Annotated in this window: 27 protein-coding genes and 4 pseudogenes; 17 read left to right on the forward strand and 14 right to left on the reverse strand. The window is 37.7% G+C overall.

The genetic code is table 11. From position 1 onward, the window contains the following. Window positions 1–3 precede the first annotated feature (3 nt). Genes ABN080_RS11595 through ABN080_RS11670 form a run of 16 tightly spaced genes read left to right on the forward strand, consistent with a single transcriptional unit; the run spans window position 4 to window position 14,424 of the window. Window positions 4–1,233, forward strand: coding sequence for a phage major capsid protein (locus ABN080_RS11595; protein ID WP_247851232.1), 1,230 nt, complete (start codon window positions 4–6; stop codon window positions 1,231–1,233). A 46-nt stretch (window positions 1,234–1,279) separates the two neighbouring features. Continuing rightward, window positions 1,280–1,621, forward strand: a complete 342-nt coding sequence (locus tag ABN080_RS11600; RefSeq protein WP_432652192.1) for a head-tail connector protein — start codon at window positions 1,280–1,282, stop codon at window positions 1,619–1,621. A 6-nt stretch (window positions 1,622–1,627) separates the two neighbouring features. After that, window positions 1,628–1,954, forward strand: a complete 327-nt coding sequence (locus ABN080_RS11605) for a phage head closure protein (RefSeq protein WP_349441101.1) — start codon at window positions 1,628–1,630, stop codon at window positions 1,952–1,954. After that, a complete protein-coding gene (locus tag ABN080_RS11610) occupies window positions 1,941–2,330 on the forward strand; it encodes a hypothetical protein (RefSeq protein ID WP_349441102.1) in 390 nt (129 codons plus the stop codon). The genes ABN080_RS11605 and ABN080_RS11610 overlap by 14 nt, the downstream gene beginning before the upstream one ends. Further along, window positions 2,330–2,731 (forward strand): HK97-gp10 family putative phage morphogenesis protein, encoded by a 402-nt coding sequence (locus tag ABN080_RS11615; protein WP_247851230.1) that lies wholly within the window; start codon window positions 2,330–2,332, stop codon window positions 2,729–2,731. Before ABN080_RS11610 ends, ABN080_RS11615 begins: the two co-directional genes overlap by 1 nt. Before the next feature lie 11 nt (window positions 2,732–2,742). Then, window positions 2,743–3,216: a phage tail protein gene (locus ABN080_RS11620; RefSeq protein WP_247850226.1), complete on the forward strand. Its 474-nt coding sequence runs from the start codon at window positions 2,743–2,745 to the stop codon at window positions 3,214–3,216. Further along, entirely contained in the window at window positions 3,216–3,566 is a 351-nt protein-coding gene (locus ABN080_RS11625; protein ID WP_109848304.1) for a phage tail protein, read from the forward strand. The genes ABN080_RS11620 and ABN080_RS11625 overlap by 1 nt, the downstream gene beginning before the upstream one ends. Before the next feature lie 44 nt (window positions 3,567–3,610). Continuing rightward, a complete protein-coding gene (locus ABN080_RS11630; RefSeq protein WP_247850225.1) occupies window positions 3,611–3,820 on the forward strand; it encodes a tail assembly chaperone in 210 nt (69 codons plus the stop codon). 5 nt (window positions 3,821–3,825) lie between these two features. Beyond that, window positions 3,826–7,146, forward strand: coding sequence for a phage tail tape measure protein (locus tag ABN080_RS11635; RefSeq protein ID WP_349441103.1), 3,321 nt, complete (start codon window positions 3,826–3,828; stop codon window positions 7,144–7,146). After that, on the forward strand, window positions 7,147–7,746 hold the full coding sequence (locus tag ABN080_RS11640; protein WP_247850223.1) for a hypothetical protein: 600 nt from the start codon (window positions 7,147–7,149) through the stop codon (window positions 7,744–7,746). Beyond that, window positions 7,743–8,324, forward strand: a complete 582-nt coding sequence (locus ABN080_RS11645) for a hypothetical protein (RefSeq protein ID WP_247850222.1) — start codon at window positions 7,743–7,745, stop codon at window positions 8,322–8,324. Before ABN080_RS11640 ends, ABN080_RS11645 begins: the two co-directional genes overlap by 4 nt. 13 nt (window positions 8,325–8,337) lie before the next feature. Beyond that, window positions 8,338–8,613, forward strand: a complete 276-nt coding sequence (locus ABN080_RS11650; RefSeq protein WP_247850221.1) for a hypothetical protein — start codon at window positions 8,338–8,340, stop codon at window positions 8,611–8,613. A 55-nt stretch (window positions 8,614–8,668) separates the two neighbouring features. Next, entirely contained in the window at window positions 8,669–9,067 is a 399-nt protein-coding gene (locus ABN080_RS11655) for a DUF6950 family protein (protein WP_349441104.1), read from the forward strand. Beyond that, the gene (locus ABN080_RS11660; protein ID WP_349441105.1) at window positions 9,068–12,580 is read left to right on the forward strand and encodes a phage tail tip fiber protein; all 3,513 of its coding nucleotides are present in this window, start codon (window positions 9,068–9,070) and stop codon (window positions 12,578–12,580) included. Window positions 12,581–12,603: 23 nt separating this feature from the next. Next, entirely contained in the window at window positions 12,604–13,956 is a 1,353-nt protein-coding gene (locus ABN080_RS11665) for a phage tail fiber protein (protein ID WP_349441106.1), read from the forward strand. 54 nt (window positions 13,957–14,010) lie between these two features. Further along, the gene (locus tag ABN080_RS11670) at window positions 14,011–14,424 is read left to right on the forward strand and encodes a hypothetical protein (RefSeq protein ID WP_109409632.1); all 414 of its coding nucleotides are present in this window, start codon (window positions 14,011–14,013) and stop codon (window positions 14,422–14,424) included. An 83-nt stretch (window positions 14,425–14,507) separates the two neighbouring features. Here the strand turns inward: ABN080_RS11670 and ABN080_RS11675 are convergent, their stop codons facing one another. The 14 genes and pseudogenes from ABN080_RS11675 to ABN080_RS11730 form a co-directional block, all read right to left on the reverse strand. Next, window positions 14,508–14,696 carry a DNA polymerase III subunit theta gene (locus ABN080_RS11675; RefSeq protein ID WP_323368232.1) on the reverse strand — a complete coding sequence of 63 codons (189 nt, stop codon included), beginning with the start codon at window positions 14,694–14,696 and terminating at the stop codon, window positions 14,508–14,510. After that, window positions 14,662–14,823, reverse strand: coding sequence for a YnfU family zinc-binding protein (locus tag ABN080_RS18250; RefSeq protein WP_215534280.1), 162 nt, complete (start codon window positions 14,821–14,823; stop codon window positions 14,662–14,664). The genes ABN080_RS11675 and ABN080_RS18250 overlap by 35 nt, the downstream gene beginning before the upstream one ends. Before the next feature lie 207 nt (window positions 14,824–15,030). Continuing rightward, entirely contained in the window at window positions 15,031–16,257 is a 1,227-nt protein-coding gene (locus ABN080_RS11680; RefSeq protein ID WP_109409634.1) for a tyrosine-type recombinase/integrase, read from the reverse strand. Between the two features lie 232 nt (window positions 16,258–16,489). Further along, window positions 16,490–16,627 (reverse strand): annotated as a pseudogene (locus ABN080_RS11685) (integrase); the annotation flags it as partial. Between the two features lie 579 nt (window positions 16,628–17,206). Next, window positions 17,207–17,515 (reverse strand): helix-turn-helix domain-containing protein, encoded by a 309-nt coding sequence (locus ABN080_RS11690; protein ID WP_349441107.1) that lies wholly within the window; start codon window positions 17,513–17,515, stop codon window positions 17,207–17,209. 794 nt (window positions 17,516–18,309) lie between these two features. After that, complete coding sequence (locus ABN080_RS11695; RefSeq protein ID WP_349441108.1) at window positions 18,310–19,812, reverse strand: type VI secretion system baseplate subunit TssF; 1,503 nt, start codon at window positions 19,810–19,812, stop codon at window positions 18,310–18,312. Window positions 19,813–19,861: 49 nt separating this feature from the next. Beyond that, on the reverse strand, window positions 19,862–20,509 hold the full coding sequence (locus tag ABN080_RS11700) for a VasL domain-containing protein (RefSeq protein WP_349441109.1): 648 nt from the start codon (window positions 20,507–20,509) through the stop codon (window positions 19,862–19,864). A 77-nt stretch (window positions 20,510–20,586) separates the two neighbouring features. Further along, entirely contained in the window at window positions 20,587–20,940 is a 354-nt protein-coding gene (locus ABN080_RS11705; protein ID WP_349441110.1) for a hypothetical protein, read from the reverse strand. Then, complete coding sequence (locus ABN080_RS11710) at window positions 20,906–21,142, reverse strand: type VI secretion system ImpA family N-terminal domain-containing protein (RefSeq protein ID WP_349441111.1); 237 nt, start codon at window positions 21,140–21,142, stop codon at window positions 20,906–20,908. Before ABN080_RS11710 ends, ABN080_RS11705 begins: the two co-directional genes overlap by 35 nt. A 39-nt stretch (window positions 21,143–21,181) precedes the next feature. Further along, a pseudogene (locus ABN080_RS11715) lies at window positions 21,182–21,691 on the reverse strand (type VI secretion IcmF C-terminal domain-containing protein); the annotation flags it as partial. Then, entirely contained in the window at window positions 21,678–21,941 is a 264-nt protein-coding gene (locus tag ABN080_RS18255; RefSeq protein WP_502935114.1) for an ImcF-related family protein, read from the reverse strand. The pseudogene ABN080_RS11715 and the gene ABN080_RS18255, both read right to left, overlap by 14 nt. Further along, window positions 21,940–22,131: pseudogene (locus ABN080_RS11720) on the reverse strand (hypothetical protein); the annotation flags it as partial. The gene ABN080_RS18255 and the pseudogene ABN080_RS11720, both read right to left, overlap by 2 nt. Then, window positions 22,128–23,231 (reverse strand): annotated as a pseudogene (locus ABN080_RS11725) (type VI secretion system Vgr family protein); the annotation flags it as partial. The pseudogenes ABN080_RS11725 and ABN080_RS11720, both read right to left, overlap by 4 nt. 101 nt (window positions 23,232–23,332) lie before the next feature. Beyond that, window positions 23,333–23,851, reverse strand: coding sequence for an Hcp family type VI secretion system effector (locus ABN080_RS11730; RefSeq protein WP_349441112.1), 519 nt, complete (start codon window positions 23,849–23,851; stop codon window positions 23,333–23,335). 960 nt (window positions 23,852–24,811) lie between these two features. Between ABN080_RS11730 and ABN080_RS11735 the strand changes: the two genes are divergently transcribed. Then, window positions 24,812–26,227 carry an NAD(P)/FAD-dependent oxidoreductase gene (locus ABN080_RS11735; RefSeq protein WP_100160198.1) on the forward strand — a complete coding sequence of 472 codons (1,416 nt, stop codon included), beginning with the start codon at window positions 24,812–24,814 and terminating at the stop codon, window positions 26,225–26,227. Window positions 26,228–26,266: the final 39 nt, after the last annotated feature.

The following is a 26,266-nucleotide window of genomic DNA, read 5'->3' on the forward strand; positions in this document are numbered from 1 at the left end:
ACTATGAAGCTTCATGAATTAAAACAAAAACGTAACACTATCGCGATTGATATGCGCGCCATTCACGAAAAAGTGGGTGATGGTGTAATGACTGAAGAGCAACGCACTCAATGGAATAAAGCGCAAACTGAACTTGAAAATTTAGATGCTCAGATTCAGCGTGAAGAGCAACTACGCTCATTAGATCAAGATTTGGTTGATGACAAAGAGAAAGAACAGCGTGGCCAACAACCGAATAACCCTGAAACAGAGCAAGCAGAGCGCCGTAATCAAGCGTTTGATCGCTTCCTGCGTTGTGGTTTCGGTGAACTCACTGCAGAAGAACGTCAAGCGGTCAAAGAACTTCGTGCACAGGGTACTTCGCCCGATGAGAAAGGTGGCTATACCGTTCCTACTCAGATGTTAAATAAAATTGTTGACCAAATGAAAGCCTATAGCGGTATTGCAAGTGTGGCTCAAATCTTACCAACTTCAACAGGCCAAGATATTACCTGGTCAACATCCGATGGAACTGATGAAGAAGGAGAATTGTTGGGCGAAAACACCGCAGCAGGTGAACAAGATGTTGAGTTTGGTACTGCCATTTTAGGGGCTAAAAAACTCACATCAAAAATTATTCGTGTTTCCAATGAGTTGTTACAAGATAGTGGTGTGGATATTCAAGCCTATTTAGCAAAACGCATTGCTCAACGTATTGGCCGTGGTGAAGCAAAATATTTAATTAAAGGCACAGGCAAGGGATCACCTGTACAACCATTAGGCTTGGAAACAGCGGTGACTAATACTGTTGATGTCGCTGGTGCCTCATTAAGTTGGAAAGATATTACCGAATTAGAGCATGCAATTGACCCCGCTTACCGTAATAGCCCTAAATTCCGTCTTGCTTTTAATGATGACACACTGAAAAACCTAAAATTAATGGAAGATGCTCAAAAACGCCCTTTATGGCTTCCATCCATTTCAGGTGTTGCCCCTGCACAAATTTTAGGTATGCAGTATGTAGTTGATCAGGCGATCGACAAAATGGAAGCGGGTAAAAAATTCATCTTCTGCGGTGACTTTGACCGATTCATTTTACGTCGTGTGACCTACATGACTCTAAAGCGTTTAGTTGAACGTTACGCAGAATATGATCAGACAGCTTTCTTAGCTTTCCATCGCTTCGATTGTGTGCTTGAAGATACTTCTGCTATTAAGGCATTAGTAGGTAAAGGTGCCAGTAGCACGAAATAAGCATTAGCAAGTGATAAAACAGTCACCGCTTAATTGCGGTTTTTTTGTGCCTGCGATCTGGGTGATCGCAGGTATTGGGGGATTTATGCCACTACCCACACAGGAAAAGTTAAAGCAACAATGCCGGCTAGATGAAGATAATACCTTCGAAGATGAACTGCTAAAAACTTATCTGATGGCGGCAAAACAACGAGCTGAAGGATATATCAATCGACATCTTTATGAAGAAAATATACCAGAGGAAGATCCTGACGGTTTATTAATCACTGATGATATTGAATTGGCTCTTATGCTGGCCGTTGGCAATTTCTATGAAAATAGAGAAACAGCCATATTACCAGCGGGATTTAAATTACTGCTCGACCCCTATCGTCATATTAATTTGTGAGGAATGATGAAAGCCGGTGAACTCAACAAACGTATTTCCCTTTCTCACTATGTTACAGAACGTGATGGTTTCGGGAGTGAAAAAGTCGTTTCAAAAAAAGTGGCTGAGGTATGGGCTAAAGCCGAATCAATGTCGAACCGTAAGATCCGTACCGCAGACCAAGATCAGGTAATTGAAACCTATCATTTCACTATTCGCCCTCGTTCTGATGTTGATATGGGGTGGCTGGTGGGCTATCAGGGGCGACTATTTACTGTACGCGCTGTTGACCGAAACCAGGCTGATAGAACCATTATTACCACGGAGGCGAATATACAACATGATAGAAGTTGATATTAAAGCTGATCTGGAACGTATTACGGGGTTGTTAGCTTATCCGTTAAAACTCCCATCCGATAAATTAGAGGGGGTTATCTATCAACGAATTAGCGACCCCAAGATAGACGCGGGATTAGCCCACACCTCACTTGTTCAAGCCCGTTTTCAAATCGTTATTCAAATACCTGATGATTATCCCAAAGCGCTGATGCTTGAATCTAAACTTTGTCGCGAATGGGAGTCTGTTGTGCATGGTTATATTGGCAACTACCCTGTCCAAACTGTTCAGCGAGGCAATTTTCTGCAGGACATGATTGAGCAAACGGAAAATCGCAAAATCTACCGCATTTATCGTGATTTTATTATCACTTATCCCGAGGATGCAACGTGATAACCAACCTTAGCGTGACAGGGTTGGATGAATTAGGGCAAAAATTAAAGCAATTAGAAGTTGAATTAAAAACCAAGATATTACGTGAAGCAGGGCGAGAAGCCATGCAAGTTGTGAAAGATGATATGGAAGCGCATGCAGGGTTTGATGCAAAAAGCACTGAGTCTCATATGCGAGACAATATCACCATCAAAACGACACGAGTAAAAAATACGAATGGGGCTGTCATGGTCACCGTAGGACCGACAAAACCTCATTATATGAAAGCTCGCGCTCAAGAGTTCGGCACCATCAAACAAGTTGCCAGTCCTTTTATTCGTCCAGCCCTCGATTACAACCAACGTGCGGTGCTCAATACCTTAACTGAGCATATTCGCCATGCCCTTTCTTTATATACTTAGGAGTGAAAATAATGGCAGATCAAAAAACATCGCCAGAATACGCCATGCTACCTGCTGGTACTGTCGTTAAATTTGGTAAAGCAGGTGATACCGTTGAGCAAATGAAACCACTGATTAACTGTAAGGCGCTAGGTGCTACTGGTCAGTCAGGAAGTTTTGTTGATGTCACGACGCTCATTGATAAAAACAAACAATTTATCTCTGATTTACCGGAAGGACCTGAAAAGTCGTTAGGCTTTATTGACGACCCTGAAAATGAAAACTTTGTTGCGTTCTTGAATGCAGCAGAAAAGCGTGAAACGGTGCAGTTCTATTGTGAGCTTCCTAATAAACGTACCGCAACGATGATCCTTTCATTGTCAGGCTGGGAATTAAATGACATCTCCGCGCCGGCTAATGAAGCCATTCAGATCACCGTAAAAGGAAAACAAAATAACCTTGTATGGGGAACTTCTTCTGCAACATCAACAGGAGATCAGGGTTAATGAAAGGATTAAAAGCCTCTTTACTTACAGCGAAACCTCAAATTATCGAAGTCGATATTCTATGTGGAGTAAAGGTAAACATTCGTCGCATGACGGCGAATGAGTTGATGAATTTGGAACTTGAGGTTTCTGAATTAAATCAACATGGTAAATTACGTGAGGCATCATTACGAAACGTAGGTATGTTGCTGAATTGCCTTGTTGATGATGAAGGTAAGCCAATCAATAAGTCGTTATTACCCAAACCTGAAGAGCTGGTGAATGTTCACGATAACGCCATACTGATAGAAGCGATTAATGTCGTGAAGCAACATTCCATTGGCACGTTAGACGAGGCAAAAAAAAACTAGCGGGTAGCCCGTTACTCTATTTTGCTTATCAACTTGCTGAAGAGTTGGGGGAAATTGATCCGTATTGTGTCCTCAATTTGCCTGCCAACACCTTGTTAGGCTGGCAGGCTTATTTTACGCTTAAATCAGAAAAATCAGGTGCAACACCCCCATCAAATACACCTCCCTCTACTGAAAATCCACATCAACCAACAACCACCTATAAATCTGTTGAACAGCAGTGTTCTGACGTAATGAAAATGATAGGAAGATAAAGATTATGGCCACAAATTTAGCCGATTTACGGGTTGGGCTATTGCTGAATGACGCTAGTTTTAGAAGCAATATATCCGGCGCATTAAATCATGCAGGGCGAGAAACAGAGCGTTTTTCTAATAAAGCAAAACGTGAAACAAAAGCGGTTGCAGATGGATTTTATTCAATCAGTCATCAGGTGACAAATGTTGCAGGAAGACTTGCTATGTTAGGTGGGGTGAGTTTATCCATTGGTAGCATTTTAAATATTTCTCGGAAGTATAGTCAGGCAATTTCTGATTTAAGCGCAATAACCGGTGCTTCGGTTGAGCGCATGAAAGAGTATAGCCTCGCTTCTCAAGAGATGGGGCGAACGACGGAGTTTGGTGCGATAAAAGTCGCGGATGCCATGAAACTTATTGCGTCAGCAAAACCGTCATTACTGCAGACTGCAGGTGCTTTGGAAGATGTAACGGCTAAATCGATTACCTTGGCGCAAGCTTCAGGTATTGAGTTAGCCGATGCGGCGAAATCTCTTGCCTTAAGTCTCAATCAGTTTGGTGAGTCCGCTGTCTCATCTGAGCGTTACATTAATGTGTTAGCAGCAGGTGCGAAATATGGTGCATCTGAAATAAACGAAACAGCCCAAGCCATTGTGAAAAGTGGTACCGTTTCTTCTCAAGCCGGTGTTTCATTTGAGCAACTTAATGCTTCAATCCAAGTTTTAGCCGGAAAAGGGATTAAGGCTGAAGTTGCCGGTACGATGTTACGTAACGTGTTCTTAGCCCTAGAGCGCTCGGCAGATAAAAATCTACGCCCTTCAGTTGTCGGTCTATCTACTGCATTAGAAAACCTCGATAAGAAAAACTATTCTACCACTGCATCTACAAAGATATTTGGTCGCGCCAATGTCAGTGCAGGTACTATTTTAGTTAAAAATAGAGATCAACTTGTCGATTTAACCAAAGCACTTACTGACACTGAAACGGCGTATGAACAAGCAGGTAAAAGGGCACAAAATCTAAATGCTGATTTAGAATTAATGGAAAAGTCGTTCGAAGGCTTGGCTATTAAAGTCGGTACCAGTGCCGATGGTCCTTTACGTACAGGTGTTCAGAATGTTACTTCCGCTGTAAATGCACTAAATAATAACTTCTCAACTTTAGCTAACATTGCAACTTACGCTGTTTTACCTGTCATTGGTGCCAGAATGACTAGAGGGCTTCAAGAGCAAACCAAAGAATGGGTGAAAAATGAAGCAGCAGTCAGAAGTAATGCTAAGCAACAGGCTGAAACCGCCAGAAGAGGGATTGCTTCAGCTGATGCCACCATTAATAAACTTGCTCAGCAAGGTCAGGCATTGACTCAACAGAGCGCTATAATGAATCGGCATGGTTTACAGATGCAAGGATTAGCGAGTGAGCGAAATCGTCTTGTGAGGCAGGAAGCGGAAGCATTAGCGTTAAGATCCAAATATACCGATCAGCTTACAGCAGCTAATAATCGACTTTCATATAGCCAAAGAGCATTGCGAGCATCTAGCTTAGGACTCCGAAGTGTTGTTTCCGCCTTAGGTGGGCCAGTGGGTGTGTTGGCTTTAGCGGGTTCAGCTATTTATTACTTTGCAACTAGAGCTGATGAGGCTAAGTTGAAAATAGAAGGGATGAAAGGGGCTGTTGTCGAGACTATTACTGAGCTTCAGCGTCTTTCTAAGGTAAAAATAGAAGTTCAACTTGATGAAATAAAAGAAGAACTCTCTCTACTAGAGGCAGAAAAGAAGCGCTTGTATGGAGAGCAGGTTACTTATTCAGAAAAACGTGAAGACGAAATGTCTTCGATAAAAAATGGCAGTTGGTTTGGTTATGCCACGGTTAGCCTTTGGGGAAAAGACTCTGAAGAGTTTGCAAAAGGACGAAGAAAAGTATTAAGCGAAATCGAGGATATAGATAAAGAAATTGAAATTCGGAAGCAAAAAATTGCAAACCGAGAGAGTACATTAAAAACAGGCGTTTTTAGCCAATCCACTAAAGAAGATAAACCAGTAGGAGATGGTAGTGGCGGTAGCAGTGGAGGTGGTAATGATTTAGAAAGCAACAAAGGTTCTACACAAAAAGTTAGCCAATATCATCAATTACGTATGCAAATAGAGCAAGAGCACGCAGCAAGTTTAGAGCGAATATCCTTAAGCGAATCGGAAACAATGCGCAAGCTTCAGGAAAATTTGAAAGCAGGTGGCATGAAGCAAGCAGAGTATGAGCGATTAAAAACACTCAATGCTGAAAATCACATGAAACAGCGTTCAGAGTTAGCAGAAAAATACTCTCCTATGCGCGCATCCATCCGAAATGAACAAGAGATGACCAAAGAGCTTAAATCACTCTTTGAGCAACAATTGTTGACTGAAAAAGAATACCAATATGCACGACGTCAAATGGCGCAAGATACGACAAAGTATCGATTATCAGAGCAAGCAAAAGGGATTTCTCTCCCTAATATCAGCATTCTTGGTGAAATAGATCCGGTTATTCAACTTAGAAACCAACTGGAAGAACAAAAGGCACTTTATCAGGCTTATTATGAAGATGGATTAGTCAGCAAAGAGCGCTATGAGCAGTTAGTTATTGCGGCTACAAACAAGTCAAAAGAAGCACAATATCAATCAAGTAAAGAGCTGTATGCCTCGCAGGGAATGTGGCAACGCATGCAAATGAATTTGGTTGATACAATAGAACAAAGAACTGCGAATTCAATGACTGGTATTTTGATGCGTACAAAGTCATTTTCCGAAGGTGTTAAAGACTTTTCAGCTTCCATTGCTAGTTCTATTATTTCAGATTTGATCCGTATCGCCATTCAAGCCCAAATCACTAATGCTTTAACTGGACTGTTTGGTGGTGTATTTGGTGGTGGCAGTAGCGGTGCGGCAAGTGGTGCTAAAGCGGGAAAAGCAGGTGTAAAAGCAAACGCTACAGGGGATGTTTATAGTTCATCAAGCCTTAGCCAATATAGTAATCAGGTAGTTAGTTCACCAACATTATTTGCCTTTGCAAAAGGCGGTACGCCTAATCTTGGTTTGATGGGGGAAGCTGGAAGCGAGGCGATCATGCCTTTAAAACGTGGACCTGATGGATCTTTAGGTGTTAGAGCAACTGGAAGCAACTCTATTGCTTCGGGTGATACCATTATTCACCAAACATTTCACGTAACAGGTAATGGCGATGAAGCGCTTTATCAAGCTATACAGGAAGCAGCAAGAATGGGAGCAGAACAAGGCGCATCAAAGGCTAAATCTGACATTATGCGAGACTTTCAAACCAATGGAACATTAAGAAGGAATCTACGATAAATGGCAACGATATTATCGTGGCCACAATCCATCGTGCCAGCCACATTAAGTTGGCAACTCGTGAGTAACAGCAAAACCTTTACATCAACCTTTACGGGGAGTGTGCAGACAGTGCGCTTCCCCGGCTCTCGTTGGCGTTGCAGTATGTCATTTAATAATTTGACCGATGAGCAAGCAAGGGTTTTAGAGGCGTTTGTTGCCGAGTTAGATGGTGAAAGTGGTCGAGTGAAAATTAGTGATTGGGCGCGCTCTGGTTTAACTCAACGCGGTAAACCTAAAGTTAGCCAACCCAATCAATCTGGAAAATTATTAGAGAGTAAAGACTGGTTACCCAATAGCATTGTTTTACGTACTGGTGATTATATCACGATAAATGATGAACTAAAGCGAGTGACAGCTAATGTGATCAGCGATGCACAAGGAAATGCAACAATTCCTATTGCCCCCATATTACGTTATGCACCTGCAATAAATGATTTGATAGAAAATGAAACGCCCTATGGTATTTTTAAACTAACCAGCAATGATCAGGGTAATTTCCAACGTAAACCAGGCATACTGACCAGCACTTCTTTATCATTCGAGGAGGCGTTAACATGAAATATCATCCCTTTAGTAATGACATGGTTAAGGCAATTAATGAGGGATATTATTTGGTTGTAGCTTCTCGTTTAGATCTAAAATCAGGCGTGGTGCGCGCGCATACCGGTGTGGGTAATATCATTATTGCAGGTGAAATTTACCAAGGTGTTGGTCAGTTTGGTGCAATTGAGTCTGTGGGGGAAAATATGACCACAAGCCCGCAACAGCTTATTATGAAACTCTCAGGTTTTGATTCTTCTTTAATTGGTGAGGTGATGAATGAGCGAGTTCGTGGGCGAAATGCACAGTTGATGTTAGTTGCATTAAACGAAGAGGGAAAACCTGCAATTGCTGAAGTCTTATTTGCGGGACAAATATCCACAATTGGTGTGACAACGGGAGAAGAGAATGAAATAGCAGTCACTGTTTCAAACCGTTTCGAACGCTGGTCTTATGGTTTGCCTGACAGATTTACTGATGAATCATGGTCTAAACGAAAAAAGGGCGATAGGATATTTCGTTATGTGGCGCAGATGGCTGATAGAGCTATTTATTGGGGTAGCAAAAAAAATGCACCTGTGTTTATTTATAAATGATTAAAGGTTTGCTATGAAAAATATATTTATTACGGCAACGTTATTATTCTGTTTTTCTGCTTCAACTTATTCTTTTGACTCCAATAAGGAATGGTATGAGGGATGCCCTAAATATACCAATGAAGAAATAGAAAACTTAAAAGGAGGGCGAGTAGAAACAGTTGAAGAATTACAGCAGTACTCAAAGGAATATCTAGAAGAAAGTAGTAAAAAAATTGACTGTGAAATAAAAAATTTAGAAGAATATAAGAAGCTCTTAATCAAAAAAATAGAAATAAAAAGTAATTAAATACGCTTTTTTCATCAACCCGCTCCGGCGGGTTTTTTATTGTCTGGAGAAAATCATGAGACACCCTCAATGGACTACCCGCCTACCTGAAACTTTGAAAAATGCCATTAACCGCCCTTTTGCATGGGGTGAGCATGACTGTTGTTTGTTTGCTTCTGATTGCGTTATGGCTGTTTGCGATTTCGATCCCTGCGAAAACATTCGTGGGCGCTATAAGACAAAAATGGGTGCATTCAGAGTATTACAAAAAGAGTTCGGAACATTGGAAGGTGCTGTGAGTCGTTTTTTTGATGAAATTCCAACAAACGAAGCTGGGCGTGGCGACATCGTGATGTTTGAAGGGGATGAAGGAAAAACATTAGGCATTTTGTGGGCGGGTAAGTTATGGGCTGTTTCAACGGATGGCGTTCGTGCCGTGAGCAATAAACCAATTAAAGCATGGAGGGTACAATAAATGGGTAAGACTGTCACAAGCGTTGTCTCTGCTGGCTTAATGATAGCGGGGGTTATTGCCACAGGTGGTTTGGGTACCGCATTGATTGTTGCTGGTATTGCTGTTCAAGCGGCGAGTGCGTTTATCTTTAAAGATAAAGTGCCTGGTTCTGGTTATCGTGACCAATCTGAACGTAAACAAATGCTACGTTCAGCCTCTGCACCGGAAACGGTGGTTGTAGGTAAAACAATGATGTCAGGTTTGCTTTTCTTTGCTGAAGAAGAGGAAGGAGAACAAGACGAAAATGAAGAGCTCTACATGGCGTTAGCCATAGCATCACATCCCATACATAAATTAGGTCAAATTTATTTTAACGATGACAAAATTGAAGATTTAGGGGATAACGCACAATATGAGTTTCATAATGGCAGAACTGAAGTAGATCCCTATTTATTAAAAAAAGCGCCATCATGGAAAGAAGATATGATTGGTCGAGGTCTTGCATGGTTGCGCTTAACATTACGTTTCGATCAAGAAAAATTTCCTTATGGTGTACCTAATGTCAAAAGCGAACTATGGGGAAAAGAAATTTACGATCCCCGCACTGAGAAAACAGAGTGGTCGAATAATGGGGCTTTGGTCATATTAGATTACTACCGCCATTACTTAGGTGTTCCAGACTCCGATATTGATTGGGATGCATTTAAAAGTGCAGCAGATATTTGTGATGAAACCGTACAAACGCCAGATGGAAAAAATGAGCCTCGATATACATTAAATGGCGCTTATGAACTTGAAGAAAGTCCTGCCTCTGTATTAGAGATGATGCATAAATGTATTGCTGGTGAGCCGACCTATATTGCAGGTAAGCATGGTATTTTGATGCAGGTTTATAATGGACCTGCATTACTCACAATTGATGAGTCACAAATTATCGATACGGTAACGGTGACGCCAGAACTTTCTTTGCGTGATGCGACTAATGCGATTTACGGTACTTTTGTTGATGCAGAGCAACAATATAACAAAACTGATTTTGAACCCGTAGTTATTGAGGAGTGGATAGAAGAAGACGGCTTAGAAATTAAAGAAAATATGGACTATCGTTTTGTAACTAGTCCATACCAAGCCAATCGACTAGCCAACCTCTATTTACGTAAAAAACGCGCAGGTCGTCGTATTCAATTGCGCATGAATTTAGATGGTTATGCTTATCGCCCTGGTGATGTTGTAAAACTCGAATTGCCTTCGTTGGGGATCAGCAATTTAGAATTTCGCATTGCTGACTGGAAATTTCACCCATCAGAGGGGGTAGAAATTACTCTCGAAGAAGATGGTCCTTATATTTATGAGGACTTAGTCAGTAAACCCTTTGTTAGACCTCCATTCACTAAACTACCCACCGGTGGCGTTGCAGCACCTATTAATCTGGCCTTTGTTCCACTTTCTGTCACAGACATTGTTCAGGGATATATCTCATGGCAGAACGTGGCATCTGATATTCGTTATAACACGGTTAATATTCTCCAGAATGGCAAGGTTATACAGTCTATTCAGGTACCAGGTGAACGTGTTGATATTAACGGTTTAACAAGAGGCACTTATCGTGTCGAAGTGAGAGCGATAAATGTTGCCGGTGCTATGTCTGCGCCTGCTATTAGTGATTTTGCTATTCAGGCCCCGCCAGCACCGATAAGTGTTGAAATAACACCAGGTATGTTCAGTTTAACGGCATCACCTAAACAGGGCGATAGTGCTGTCTTTGGTTATACCTTTGAGTTTTGGTTTAGCGAAAAGAAACTCGCTAATCTCTCTGAAAATGAAGTAATCACCAAAACAAACAAAGTGGGCCAAGGAAACTTCTGGACGCAAGAGAATTTAAAAGCGGGTCACACGTACTATTTCTATATCCGAACCATCAATAGTTATGGCAAATCATCTTTTGTGGAAGCTTCGGGTATTCCTGTCTCATTACCCTCAGATATTTTTGATGATTTAGATAACACAGTTAGAGAAACGGACGCGTTTAAAGAGTTGGATAAAAAGCTGGATTGGAACTCAGAGACAGCAATTATTTTAAGTAACACTAGCTATCGTAATTTCAGACAGTTGCTAATAAAACATGCCGAATCTCAGGCTGGTATTAATGAGTTATGGCAAGCTAACGCAACCCAAGAAGAGGCATGGGCGCAAACCGTTACTCAACTCTATTCTTCAATTAATGATGCAGAGAACACGTTTAACTCTGAAATCAAAGAAGTTAAAACATCTATTTCTAAACTCGATCAGGCGTTTGGGCAAACAACTACTGAAATTAGAACGGAGATAACAACAACTAACAGTGTAACTAATCAGCGCATTGATAGCACGAATAACAATTTAGCCGGTACCAACAAAAACCTCGGAATTACTAACCAGAATTTAGATAAAACCAATCAAAACCTCGATAAAACTAACCGCTCACTGCAAATAACGGATGAAGAGCTTGTTCGTGTTGCTGCTGATGTTGTGACAAACAAGGAGGCAATATCTAAAACAGATAAGGCACTAGCGAAATCTGAAGAACAAATTCAAGTTAAGTTTGGTCAGCAAGAGGGATTGATTAACCAGAAAATGCAGGCTGAATTTAGTCAGACAGGCGATGGTGTTGTCACGCACTCAATTAATATCACGATTGTTCATGACAAAGTTAAATATAACGCAGCAGGACAAGTGATCAGCGCTCAAGTTAAGAATGGAAAGCTTGAAAGTTTCTTTGGTTATAACGCGAATAACTTTGCTTGGTATAACCCAGCAAATGGTAAGATGGAATTATTCATGTATGCCAAAAATGGGCAATTGTTTATTCGAGATTTATTTATTGAAGATGGTTCTATTACAAACGCAAAAATAGGGAATGTTATTCAATCAAATAATTATGTGATGGGAAAATCAGGTTGGATAATTAATAAAAATGGGTTTGCTGAGTTTCAGAATATAAAAGCAAGAGGAGAAATAGAGGCAACTTCTGGACGTTTAAAAAATGTTGTTATTGAGAAGAGTTGTGAAATACTCGGAACGTTAAATGTTGAGAACTTAGAAGGGAATATAGTTACAGTTACTCAAGATGTTTATCGTAGTCTCTCTTTCCCTCATAGTGAAATTGTTGAATTATTTAAAGTTAAACGAAGAACTCAAAAGTGTTTTATATGGGTGCAAGGCGCATTAAATCCATACGAAAGAATACCAAATAATGGTGTCAGGGTAGAGAACAGAGCAGCATTTGCATACCGCGCACCCGGCTACGGTTATAATGGAGGAGAAGCCGATATCTATATTGATGGGATCATTCAGCCCAAACCTAACACTTACAACATGGAAGGGCTAGCAACGCCTGATTTTTATGCTGTAAATGAGTTTGTGCTGGAATTAAGTCCGGGTGAAGGTGTTGCCAGCATAGGCATAAAAATTCCTCGACTCGACAATCAAACGACGCGTTTTATTATGCGAGCCAGAATAATCGTATTCCCAGATAATCAAGATGTTATTTTTTAATTAATTAAACTATGGAATAAATTATGATATATACAACAGGCACTGTTAACGCAGTGTCAGGGTCTGCTATTGTCCGCGGAACCGGCACTAAATTTAAAAATAATAATCCAGCAATTAATATTGGAATGACGATTTTAATTAAATCGGGAAATACGAATATTCCGTATATGATTAAATCCGTTAATTCCGATACTGAATTAGTATTAGCACAACCTGCATTAGCCACAGCAACTAACACCACATTCTCAATTCATATTACTGAGCCAGATAATAATAGTGATGCAGCTAGAACCATGGTTGCAATAAATGCGTATACGCAATATTTCCTCGACTCAATGAATACATGGATGACTCAGACTGGCCAGACAAAAATTGAAATGCCAAATGGTGAAGTTATCACACTCGATAGCATTAAGAAGATGCAGGGTGATATTGGTAGTAAAGCAGATTTAACTTTATCAAAAACACAATCATTCATATCAGCGATAGAAGCAACAACGAAGCTAACTTCAAAATCAGCGGATGGTAAAACATCAATATCATTAACGACCAGTAATGCAGGTGGAACCAATATAGAATTAAATTCTGCATCGGGCTATAACGGGATACAGATACCAAAAAAATCAGGTACTCTTATGCTTGTTGGAGACTACGGTATCGGCAATAGGGAACCGACTCTAGCTGATGCTCTTGAGCCAACAAAAACTATAGATAAAACCCAGCTTATCCGCTCTTATGGAGGTGGTAACTTAAGGTGGGGGGTTGGAATGCTTGGGTTTTATGCAGGATCTAATCATTGGGGAGCGTTCACGTTTAATGATTTTACATTTAATGTTCATTGGGATATGAATGGAACAGTATCACAATACTATGCATGGACTAGTAAAAATACAACCACTGACCCACAAGGCTTCATCAAAAAAGCCTCCCCAGTAATCAACATTAATCCTGACGGCACATTCACCACTAACGACGAATCAGAAGGTGCAACTGTTACTCGAGTAAAACAGGGTGAATATCTTATTGAAGGTGTACTAGGTTTTAACTCAGACGCAGGTTGGGGCGGTGTCGATGGTGGTATTGAAATTCCACTTGATGTCAATAAACAACCACTTATTTGGGTTAACTCTGAAGTTAATAAAGATGGCTCTATCCTCGTTAAAACTTATCACCGAACTCACCCCAACGCACCTAAGTTCGCCCGTAATGATATTGACGATTTCAATGACGGGGATCCGATTGATATTCCAGCCGGTCGTTTTATTTCTGTCCGTGTACAGATGCCTGAGCAATCAATCTATAACGTGAGAATGAGAGAGATGGCAGAAGCGCAGAAGGTGGAAGAGGAGCGTAGACAAAAACAAGAGGAAGTTTAATATAATAATTAGAGTGCTACACTAAAATATTATCATGTATAAGTTAGGTGTTTTATGAAGATTAGAGAAAATGATTTTTGGGTTTATTTTTCATCTAAAAATGAAAGTAATAACATAAATAACGACAAAATTGGTAAGTGGATGTATTTTTTTAATGATGCGGAGTTCACAGATAAAATATGTCAAAAAGCAATTTTAAATAGCGTAGTCGAGCATTGTAAATATACGAATAATGCTGAATCTGGAGTTGCGTGTTTTTACTTAAATATTGATGATATTGAAGGGCATAAAAAAGTTATTAAGTTTTTTTTAGATAATAAATTAATTCCCATAAATAAATCAGGTAAATTTAAGAATATATCATTCAAACTAGACATGCAGACAATGAATCGGGAATATGGAGACAAGTTTGAAGGTAAGTTGTCATTAGAGCATTTCATTGATTTGAGCTCTGGTATTTTTAAGTGATATAAAATCAGGACACCAATAAGACACCAGAAATTGATAACTGATTGATTATATAACTCGGTCGGTTCCATCGAGCATCGGCGCTACTCCGTTTTCAAATACTGCACTGAATTACCATCTGGCAGTTTCTTGCTTCTCTCACGATAAAACGCTAATCGTTCATTAAAATACTCGCGCAAATGTGCTGGTTGTTGTCGTTCAACGTCTACGGCAACAACTGGCATATTGAGTTTAGTTTTATATTTTATTGAAATAAAACATGTAACCGCAATTCGGACACAATAAGATTAGGTTTTTCTTAAGTTTATGTTTGTTTTGTTTGGCAACATAAGAACAACTTGGGCAGGTAACTTCTACTAGTGCGTCTTGAAACATTCTTATCACATTAAAAGCTTTCATATCTTTCACCCATTATAGGGATATCGTGATTCAGTGTACGTTACTTTGTACTAAAATGCTCAATTTTTGTTCTTTTATTTGTAGAGTTCAATGTTGATAACTGATTTCTATGACAATGACAGGCATATAGAGCCATTCTCATTTTTAGCATTCCTTATTGTGGGTTACATCTATCCGACAATAAGGAATTTAAATGATATATAAATACTATGCTTCTTTTAGAGACGATAGTTTTTCACACCATGTATCAAGCGTTTCTCGTTTTTCTCTTAAATAATCATATCTATCATAATGCTTTTGAGAAACTCCTGGTCTTTTGTGGTTTTGCACCATATCCCTTAACTCAGAACTTATTCCCATTTCTCCAGCCAATGTTTTGAATGTTCTTCTCACATCTCTAGGTGTAAATTTCTCAAACTCATTTTTCTTACAAAATTTATTTAATTGTTTAGCGTATTCAGACGTTAGCAAGTGTCTTTCTTTAGTATCAGCAGGGAAAAGATAATTTGATGTTGGATACAATAGTTCTTGGATATTAAGAATATCAATAGCAGGCTGTACCAGTGGAATGACATGATAATCGCCTGTTTTTGAAATATGAGGTGGAACCGTTAATGTATTGTTCTTTTTATCCCAATTGTCGCGAGTATTGGCCAGAATTTCCCATGGCCTTTGTCCTGCGGAATAAACGCAAAATAGAAATAGACGCGCATAATCTGAGTTAATAGGGCATTCGATGGTGGGCTTATTGAATAGCTCTAATAATAGCTTCAACTCATCCCATGATAAAAATCTATCTAACGCTTTATCTGCACCTTTTTGTCTAGGAACCACAGTGACAGGATTTCGTTCCAATCCATAAATAACGCGCTCGTTTATTTTTGCTGGATCATTATCGGCAAACAAACCGAAGTTGAATACCGCATGTAGATTTGCTCTTACTTTGTTCGAACCTGCCAAAGCACCTCGGGAGATAAACTCAGAAAGTATTCTTTTTATATGATCTGGAGTCACATCTTTTGCAGGCATAGAGGCATCAATATGCTTACTATCTAGAACCTGATTTAGTCTGTTTTGAGTTTTATCATATGAACGCTTGCCTTGTCGTTTTTGATCTTCAATGTAATCATCAAAAAGCTGTTTTACTGTGGCGTGTTCATATTTTATTCTCTCTGGGGATGATGATTCGGTAGCAGCTGCTACGGATTTTACTGCAGCATCTGCTAGTGATAAATTAGGGTAATCACCAAGCGATATAAATTTCTCTTTTCCATCTTTGAAGTAGCGGTAGACGAAAACTTTTCTTCCAGATGGATATGTTTTTACACCAAGGCGTCCGGTGCCTCTAGTCGCTGATGCTTGCCAAGTATAATACGCAGATTTCTTTGGTTTCAGTCCTCGTATTTTACTATCAGTCAGTAATACGCTAGCCATAACTAATTTCCATTTACGGGTTGTTTGCGGGTCAAGTAACGGGTCAAGTAACGAAGAAATGATATGAAACTAGCTGAAATCATGCAAGGTATATAAATCCTTGTAAATCAAAAAGATGAAATCTCATGAAATTATATAAAACTCAATGAAATCAGTATATAACGCCCTTCTAAGCCGTAGGTCACAGGTTCGAATCCTGTAGGGCGTACCATTTAAAATCAAACGCTTACATTCATTTTAAATTCTCTACTTTTCTTAAGTGGGACAGATTTGGGACACAAGTACCAAAAATACTGTCTATTTGCTTTGCATGTTCAGTTAAATGATTGGGTGCTAGGTGAGCATACCTTCTTACCATTTCTATGCTTTCCTAGCTTCGTATCTCTTGTATAGATTAAATTAACATCTATTTAAGTAGGTAATATAACTATTTATTTAAAAATGTGGTGCTAATGGCATCGTCTCAAAATACATTACTTCTTCTTTTTAATGTAATAAAATCAATAGAGTAAATTGTAAAAATTAATTAGATCTATATTGCGTAATTAATACATCTATTTTTTTACTTTTATTTATTACTATTTTTAATAATTAAGACAAAGGGGATGATATAAAAAACTATTAATTGTTACTGTGTTATTTTTATTTCTAGTTGGCTGGATGAGTATTTTAATATTGAAGAATTCGATGATTTATCATCAAAATAAATAGTGGCTTATTTGGTGGGATGTTCCAATAAAAATTATCTTTTATACCAGAAATTCTATTAAAATATTCAACTCCTAAAAAAATTAACAATTTATTCTTTATTTTAACAATAAATCAATCGATTGATTGTGTAAGTGGATAATATTTTATTTAATAGAACGAAAGTAAAAATTACGACTTTTTATTTGTTAAAATAGCTTAGATGTTAAATCAGCTAATATTAGACAAATTTCTTTATTTTTTATTTAAGACTACGACGCTTTCTATTTCTTGAGACAACAATATCACTTGATGATAAGGCTGTTTGAGCCCATGTATTTATCATGGGAGACATTACTTCAGAATGGAGCAATAAGCTTTGTGGAGAAACTCCTAATATTAAGGCTATGGTAATTAATTGATCTACCGTTATTTTTATGTGGCCATTTTCTAAACGTGAATAGTGTTGCTGGCTTATTCCAATTTTTTGGCCCATTTCAACACCACTTATTTTTAATTGTTTTCTTTTCTGCTTAATTCGTTGACCTACCACAATACTAATTGTGTTCATATTTATTTCTCCTTTTTAAAAGATAGTATCGTAAAAACACTTAAAGATCGATATTAGCGATCAAAAATCAGTTATTGATAGTTAATAACTATTAATATTTGCTTATTAAAAGATTTAAACCGTTTTACCTAAATCAACTATTTAGATAAATTATGTCAGCATTTAATGGTTTTTTTGTTTGTTAATGGCGAAATAAGAGTGTTAAATAAGAATAATATGATTTAAGAAAATTTGGTATGAGAAGTAAAACTACTCTTTTATAGAGTTGTGGTGATGAGGTGGATCAATAAATATACGTATTTTGTGCCTATGCCTAATGAACCAGTTTTCAATGATTCGGATTTTTATTATAAAATTATATTTTTGATGTTTTTTTATGTCCAACTATAAACTCTGTTAATTGGTTTTTTAAAACTATATTTATATTAAAGTAATAAGTTTTTTATAACATCATTGTTGAAATAAAGAGATGTATTAGTTTCAATAAAAAATAGATCTGATAATTTATTATGTTTTTTGTTTACTTGGAAAATTAGATTGAAAAAGAGCCCTATTGAAGGCTCTTTTTTATCACAATAACGACTTATAACCCTTTAATGGAGATGGTGATAAAAACCATTTTATTTTATCATCATTTTTAAATTTAACCTTCATTTCTAATAACATATTCTCTGACAAACAAAATGGAAAAAAATGATAAAGATGCGAAACGAAAATAAATGCATCTCCTTCATTTTCAAAACAGTCAATATCAATGATTAAGGTTAAAGATAAGCAACGGTGTGGTTTGCCTTTTAAAATGTAATCATAGTATAACTATTTAAATCAATACATCCTTCTAATGATTTTTTTATTTTTCTTGTGATCTTTTTATCTAGTTCTGCATAAATTAAATAGTCACTAAGCATATTTTTTATTGTTGAAATAGACATTAGCATAAATGCATTAGCACTATAATGTGATAATAAATTCCAATAACATTTATCGTCAACAATAGGAGGGAAACATTCTGATAATGGTGTGATATTTTTAATTAATAAATTATCAGGCATATTTTCACTATGTGCATTTAATACACCAATACGGTTATCCTTATATTTTTCAAAGCCAATATAGGTACAAGAAAAATGTAAACTAGGTGGTGAGATAAGTGCTTCACCTTTGTTATCATAAAAATGAATAATGTAAAATGTGCGTCCAGTAATATCTTTATCTATAGTTAATGAGTAAAAAAGAGAATTTTGATATTGAGGTAGTAGACGAGATGCTGAGGTTAACTCTGTTATTGAATAAAAATGACAATAAATACCTCGTTCTTTTTCATGAGGTTCAAGTGATAGCATGATTTCAGATAAATTTGAAAGATAGTGGTTATCAGGGATTGGCAATAAATAAGATGACTTATTCTCTTGGAAATCAAGAATAACGGTATTTTCTTTCTCTTTATCAACGGTAGGAACGCAATTAAGTAAAAAACAGTTTTGACACTGTTCTTTTGTTAATGAAATTTGCTTATTTAAATAGATATTAATCGTAAATATAGTGCTTTTTTTCCAATCTAATTCCTTGAGAATATCTAAGCTAATAAAGTGATGAACATGAGGAAGATACAATCCTTCAAGTAATTGTTGTGGTGCTTTTGGGGTATTTTCTGATTGTGAAAAAATAGGATAGTTTTTACCTATTTGAGTATTAAAGCAAAATGTTGTGTTGTCACCATGATAATTTTTATCTGCGTGTTTTAATTCAATATAGTCAAAGTGTTGAGTTAGTCCAAGCAATAAGATATCAGCAATATTTTTGATGGGACTAAGAAATAAATTAAGTGAGCAAGATTGTGTATACTCAATATTACCAAGATATTTAAAAGTCAAAGAGATACAGCTTTTATTGGGTTGATGTGTCACTTTCTTCTTAATAAGAGAATAAGGCTCAATATATAAATCACGACAAGTTGAAAAACATGCATTATTATTACCTAATGCACTGCTGTTTTTAGGAATAAAATAAATGTAATTAATCTCTTTTTCACAACTAATTTGAATAATTGATGTTGATGGTACACCTTTAATTGCTTGAGAACCTAATCGTTGTAGTAAAGGAAGTGTAATTTCAGGAAATACATCATCAATTTTTTCTTGTAAATGAGCAGAAAGAAAAGCAAATCCCTCCATTAAATAACCTGTTTGTGGATCGTCTGGTTCTAAGATTTCTGCTAAGTGTGGTTTTTTTTGTGCGTAGGATTTTGCCAGTTTTTGTAGGTATTGCCTTTCTTTTAAATATTTAATTTCACTCATGTTAATGTAATATCTGCCTTTTAATAATAAATAATATCTGTTGTTATTTTTAATAAGAGTAAGGTTTTAATCCTAATTCTTCCGCTTCTTTTTGAAGGAAATAATATCGTGCTAATAACCCATTAACGTCTGCATCAAGATTATTAATTAATGCGGGTGAAATAATCTGCTCTTTATTTATTGTCTGTGAAAATTCATACAGCTTATTTTCAATTGGAATAGCTTTGTTATGACTTTTTTGTATTTCATAATTAGCTGTTTTTAAATAAGAAAGAGTGAAGCTGCCTCGATTACGTTCTTGTTGAACAATTCTGTCAGAAAGTTGTTGGATTAATTTATTGGTATCAGACCAACTGCTGTCAATAGGTGCATTTTCTAATCGTGTAGTGAGGGTATTTTGCCATTGTCGTGTTGCGTAAGATTGATCAGCATTATTAGGCCAAAGCTTTTTAGCCACATCCAACATATGCTCCGATTTTCTTAGTGCAAATAGAGGAGACTGTTTTTCCATTAAAATAAGATTATTTGCGTATGAACTGATATTAGGTTGATATAACCACTGTGTAATAACACCTTCAGGTTGAGCAGTAATTGTGGAGAGTTCTTTTTGCATTGGTAGATAAATAGCCACACTAATAGCAACAAAAATAGCACTGCTGCTTAATAATCCAATAAAAAAGCCTTTTTTTGCACTCATGGTTTTTTTCTCAATAGGCGGATCGTCATATAAAACAACTTCGGTGATAGGATTAGGTTTAGAAACGTTATTTTCTTTCAGTTCATCAGATGGGCTGATATAGACAATAGGGGGGATTTTAACCGTGGCATTATTATTTTTTTGTGTTGTCTTTTTGTTGTTTGCTCTAAGGTTTTTGCTACATTTTGGAAAAACCAGAGTAAATTTTCTAGCTTTGGTAATTTAGGCCAATCTGTATGAGTAATTTGATCAATAATTAATTGTAACGCTCTTTCTGAACGATAAATTAAACGTAAATCAGAAGGGGAAAAGGTTAATTGACGTAATAAAGCACCCGCTTTGGTATTAAACCAATTTAATACATCACATCGATGATTTGATTGGAAAGGCCAAAGATTATCCCATTGACTCACCACAATATTGGCGAGCAAGCGTATAATAAACACCACTTTGCAAGTCGATACCGTGAGTTTTAAATAACGTTAATGAGAGAGACTCAATAAGTGTCCAACTGATCTCAGGCTGAGAAGGATGATTGAGTTTATTAAATTCCGCTTTTAATGCGATAAATTCAGGGATATCTAAAGGAGACCCCGCAATTTTTATCACAAATTTTTCTTTTGGCGTATTCATGAAATATCCTATCCCCTCATAAATATGAGGGGAAATCAGTTAATAAAGGGTTTCTGGTAATTGGAAGCGCGTAAATAATCCACCAAAGAAAGGATTATTAGATTCATCGATTGTGATCCGATATGTCATATCACCACCATCAAGAGTGAATTTCACATCGAAAGAATGTGGTTTTATGTTGGTAAGTCTGCCGCCATTAATCAGTCGCATTTGTGCCCAAGGACCGCTAAATAAAATAGCGCGCGGTGATTTATCGCCAGAAATGGGTACTAAGGTGAGTTTGCTTTCAACATTTGAACGCATTGAATTGGGCCAAACCATATGTACGGTATGGCTTCTGCCGTGTGAATAATCAAGTAATTGACCATCAAGATTTAAAATACTACGACGCTTATTGCCTGTTAGTGATAGTGCTTCAATGGCAAATTGTGCTTCTAAATTACCTTGTGCATTGAAGAATGTATTTCTAATTCGATTTGCTATTTCAAGTTGTTCTAATACATCGGGACGAATAAGTGACTGACCATCGCTATTTTCAATTAAGATATTGTTCCGTGATTTGGCGTTGGATCTCTTTTCGATCATTTTCACTATATTGAGTATTTATACTTAAATTCAAGACCCATGCATCTAAAAAGGTCAGATCCACTAGCTCATCATTATGTTGAGTAAAGTAGTTTGTTAACCCATACAGAGTAAGAAGCTGAGGCATTTGAAGTTTATCTTCATTTATGGCAGCAAAAATATTGTCAAAACTAGGGCCAACTTGATGACGTATATTTAATGGTGATGAAAGCATTTGGTCCTGCTAATAAGAATGCCCCCAATGGCCGGCCTGAACGGCGTAAATCGGCACGAGCTGTTAATAAATGCTTATGAAGATGTTTGATTGCAAATGATTGACCTTTAATGCTTTGCTCAAGGTAGGTTGGTAGCTCTGTCACTACTTGTAATGCATCTTGTGATAAGCGATTAAGAGGTACGCCTGAGCATCTTCTTGAAAGCGTCCATAGCTTTCGAACACGCTATGCTGACCGCCTTTTTCTAATTTGGCTTGATGGGCTAACGGGTAAGAAGGGCGGATAAAGTTATTGTCTTTTTGAATGGTTTCATCCACACAGAGATATTCACCGTATTGCCATGTGGTTGCTGTGCTGTCGGTAATATCGCTTTCCGCTTGCGGGTTATAGGTCAGGTGAATGCCCGCAGTCATCCCCATATGTTCATCGCTATAAAACAGTTGGTTTTCTTCAAACCAAAAGTTAATGCCTTCTTCAAAGGCTAAACGACACCAAAACGCATAAGCAGATTCCCGTTTTTGCGTGGTATAAGGGCGCGTTTGGTGTAAATCATCACGATAGAATTTACTGTCTGCTTTGATATGGGCTTCTTCTAACAGCGTTTTTAAAATCTCAGGTACTTTTTTATGCTGAAAAATACGGCTATCCTGATTAAGGGTCATCATCCACATTTCAGGACGAATATCAAAGTGATACCACGTTTTTACACCGTCAGTATTACCTTGCACAGCACCCGCTAATATTCCGCGCACAGTGCGGACTTCTTTACCGTTACGTTTAACGGTTAACGAGGACGCGACACCTAACAGCGACTGAAAATCGATAAAAGGCAAGGTAGTGACCGCGCTAATGGATAGCGAAAATAAACGTGATAACCCTTCGTTTAAATTAAATTCAGTGATTTGAAAAGTGCTTTCCGGTAAGCCAGCAATTTGGCAGGTGAAGACCAAACCCGAAGGTGATACTGCACCTAATAGCGAATCCAACAGTTGTGCATAGGCTTTATTTTTAGCCAGTCCTTCAGAGAAGGTAAGCCCCGGTACATCGTCATTATTTATTCCACAGGCAAAACCGCCGCCAGAAATAAGCGCTGAGGTTTGAGAAACCATTGATGTGGCTTGCAAAAGTTCTTGTTGTGCGGTTTTTGCTGTGGCGAGGGCTTGCTGAGTGGAGGCCGAAAGGGCAGAGGTTGCTTTAGCAATGGCTAATTCTTGCGCTTTATCGAGCGCTTTCTTCTTTAATCCACCAAGTTGAGAGGTTGAATTATTTTTTTTATCTTTCGCAAACATCATTCGCTCCAATATCCACTGAGCAAGCTACCGCTTGTTTTGTCCATTAAGAAAACGCAAAGAAACACCCACACACCTTGGTGTGCAGGTAAAAAAAAGGATTAACCTTCGAGAGGAGCGCGCCAGTCGTCAGAGCCAGACGTGCCTGCAACCGCGTGTTCCCAATCAATTTTTCGATAAGAAAGGGTGACTTCGATTAACTGTGTGAAGTCTGATTTTGCTGGATCTTGACAGTGAGGCATTTGGCAATCGATGTTGACGATAGTCGCATCGGTTAATGTGGTGGTGAAGAAATGCTCTTGTTTCCCTTCAACTGAAGTGCGATACCATTTTAATGTGGTTTTTGGCAGCATTTCGCCTGAAGCTAAGGCGTTATACAGCAGAGGAACCGCTTTGTTTAATGCCACGGTAAAACGGAAATGTTTATGGGCGCGTTGGCCTGAAGGCTGACCGGATTGTGGATCAGTCGGTACTGTCACTACGTGAGAAAATGCTTGCACCAGCATTTCATCTTCGTGCCCTTGAACATAAATATTACCGACGGATCCCGCGGTAAATGCACCCGCAGTGATGTTACCTTGAGTTTTCCCTTCGATAGAGATACAGCATGGAGTTGGCATGGCAAGTCCTTAATTTACAGTGAATAATCGTTTTTCAACAAAATCATTTTGTTGAAGTCCTTTCGATAAAAATCAGCCAGTGCGCACTGAGATTTGATAAGAGTAGCTTAAGTAATTTTAAAAGGCAGTAAAGAAAGGGGCGGGGAGAAAGGGCGCTGTATCCTCGTAGGATAAGTGACTTCGCGTAAAATAATTGTCCACGCGATATTTACCGCTTTCGTTTCTCAAGATAGGTGTATTTACCTATACGATTCACTTTCGCAAATGTCCGAAATCTCGCTAAAGCTAGTCCGTTCTAATGTACATAGATTTTTAATATGTAACAAAATGTGTATTTTGTTTTAAATTGTAACAATATTGATTTATAAGGAAAAAAATAAGCTTATTTTATAAAGGTAATCAAAGGAAGACTAATTTTATTATTGATTTAAAAATGAACACTTAAAATTTGGTTATACAAAGAGATAAATATAATCTTAACCATGCTCATTTCAGCTACCTCTTTATTTTCTTCTGAATCACTATCAAATAACCAGCCTATTGTTATATTTCTTATCATTATCTCCTTTTTATATATTCAACTTATTATTTCATTAACATTAGTTATTTTATGGATTATTTGTTAATCAATTTATTTAATCTAGCTTATTTATTTGTAATTTGAATGTTTAATAAGCGGGTTATAGAGCTTTAGTAGTGGAAAGTTTTATATTTTGATGAAAAAAACAAGAAAACAACTAGTTGAGTATGCTCTGATTTTACTTAACTGACTTAAATAATCGATAAAAAACAAAATGATAATTAATCCCCTTCTTTGTATAAGTAAATTAAATAGTACGGATTTTCAAGAAAAAAACAGATGAAAAAGTTTACAAATACTTTACTAATAGTTTACAAATGAAATAAGATAACGTTATTATTTTAATGCTAATAATTCATTTAGTAAAAGGAACGAGTAAAATGGCGATATCTAGAAGAAAATTTATCATTGGTGGAACAGTCGTAGCTGTAGCGGCTGGTGCGGGTATTTTAACACCAATGTTAACTCGCGAAGGGCGCTTTGTTCCGGGTACACCAAGACATGGTTTTGTTGAAGGTACGGAAGGGGCTTTACCAAAACAAGCTGATGTTGTTGTTATTGGTGCGGGTATTCTCGGTATTATGACCGCCATTAATCTTGTAGAACGTGGCTTATCTGTTGTGATTGTAGAAAAAGGTAATATCGCCGGTGAGCAATCTTCACGATTCTACGGTCAAGCAATTAGTTACAAAATGCCTGATGAAACGTTCTTATTACACCATTTAGGCAAGCATCGCTGGCGTGAAATGAATGCGAAAGTCGGTATTGATACCACTTATCGTACACAAGGCCGTGTAGAAGTTCCTCTTGATGAAGAAGATTTAGTAAACGTAAGAAAATGGATTGACGAGAGAAGTAAAAATGTTGGCTCAGATATTCCATTTAAAACTCGAATTATTGAAGGGGCTGAATTAAATCAACGTCTTCGTGGTGCGACAACCGATTGGAAAATTGCAGGCTTTGAAGAAGATTCAGGAAGTTTCGATCCTGAAGTGGCTACTTTCGTTATGGCTGAATACGCCAAAAAAATGGGCGTTCGAATTTACACTCAATGTGCGGCTCGTGGCTTAGAAACACAAGCTGGTGTGATTTCTGACGTTGTAACAGAGAAAGGCGCAATCAAAACTTCTCAAGTTGTTGTTGCTGGTGGTGTTTGGTCTCGTCTATTTATGCAAAATCTCAATGTTGATGTTCCAACATTACCTGCATATCAGTCTCAACAGTTAATTAGTGGTTCACCAACGGCACCGGGTGGTAACGTCGCTTTACCGGGCGGTATTTTCTTCCGTGAGCAAGCTGATGGTACTTATGCAACTTCTCCTCGTGTTATTGTGGCACCAGTAGTGAAAGAATCTTTCACTTATGGTTATAAATATTTGCCATTATTAGCACTGCCTGATTTCCCAGTGCATATTTCTTTAAATGAACAATTAATCAATTCATTTATGCAATCAACGCATTGGAACTTAGATGAAGTTTCTCCGTTTGAGCAATTTAGAAATATGACAGCACTGCCGGATTTACCTGAGCTAAATGCATCATTAGAAAAATTAAAAGCAGAATTCCCAGCCTTTAAAGAATCGAAATTAATTGATCAATGGAGTGGTGCAATGGCTATCGCACCAGATGAGAACCCAATTATCTCAGAAGTTAAAGAGTACCCTGGCTTAGTGATTAATACAGCAACAGGTTGGGGTATGACAGAAAGCCCTGTATCAGCAGAATTAACAGCTGATTTATTACTTGGTAAAAAACCTGTTTTAGATCCAAAACCATTTAGTCTTTATAGATTTTAATTAAATAGAAATAAAAGAAAGCCCTCATTATAGAGGGCT

Source organism: Proteus sp. fly-1089 (assembly GCF_040138965.1).
Taxonomy (GTDB): Bacteria; Pseudomonadota; Gammaproteobacteria; order Enterobacterales; family Enterobacteriaceae; genus Proteus; species Proteus vulgaris_B.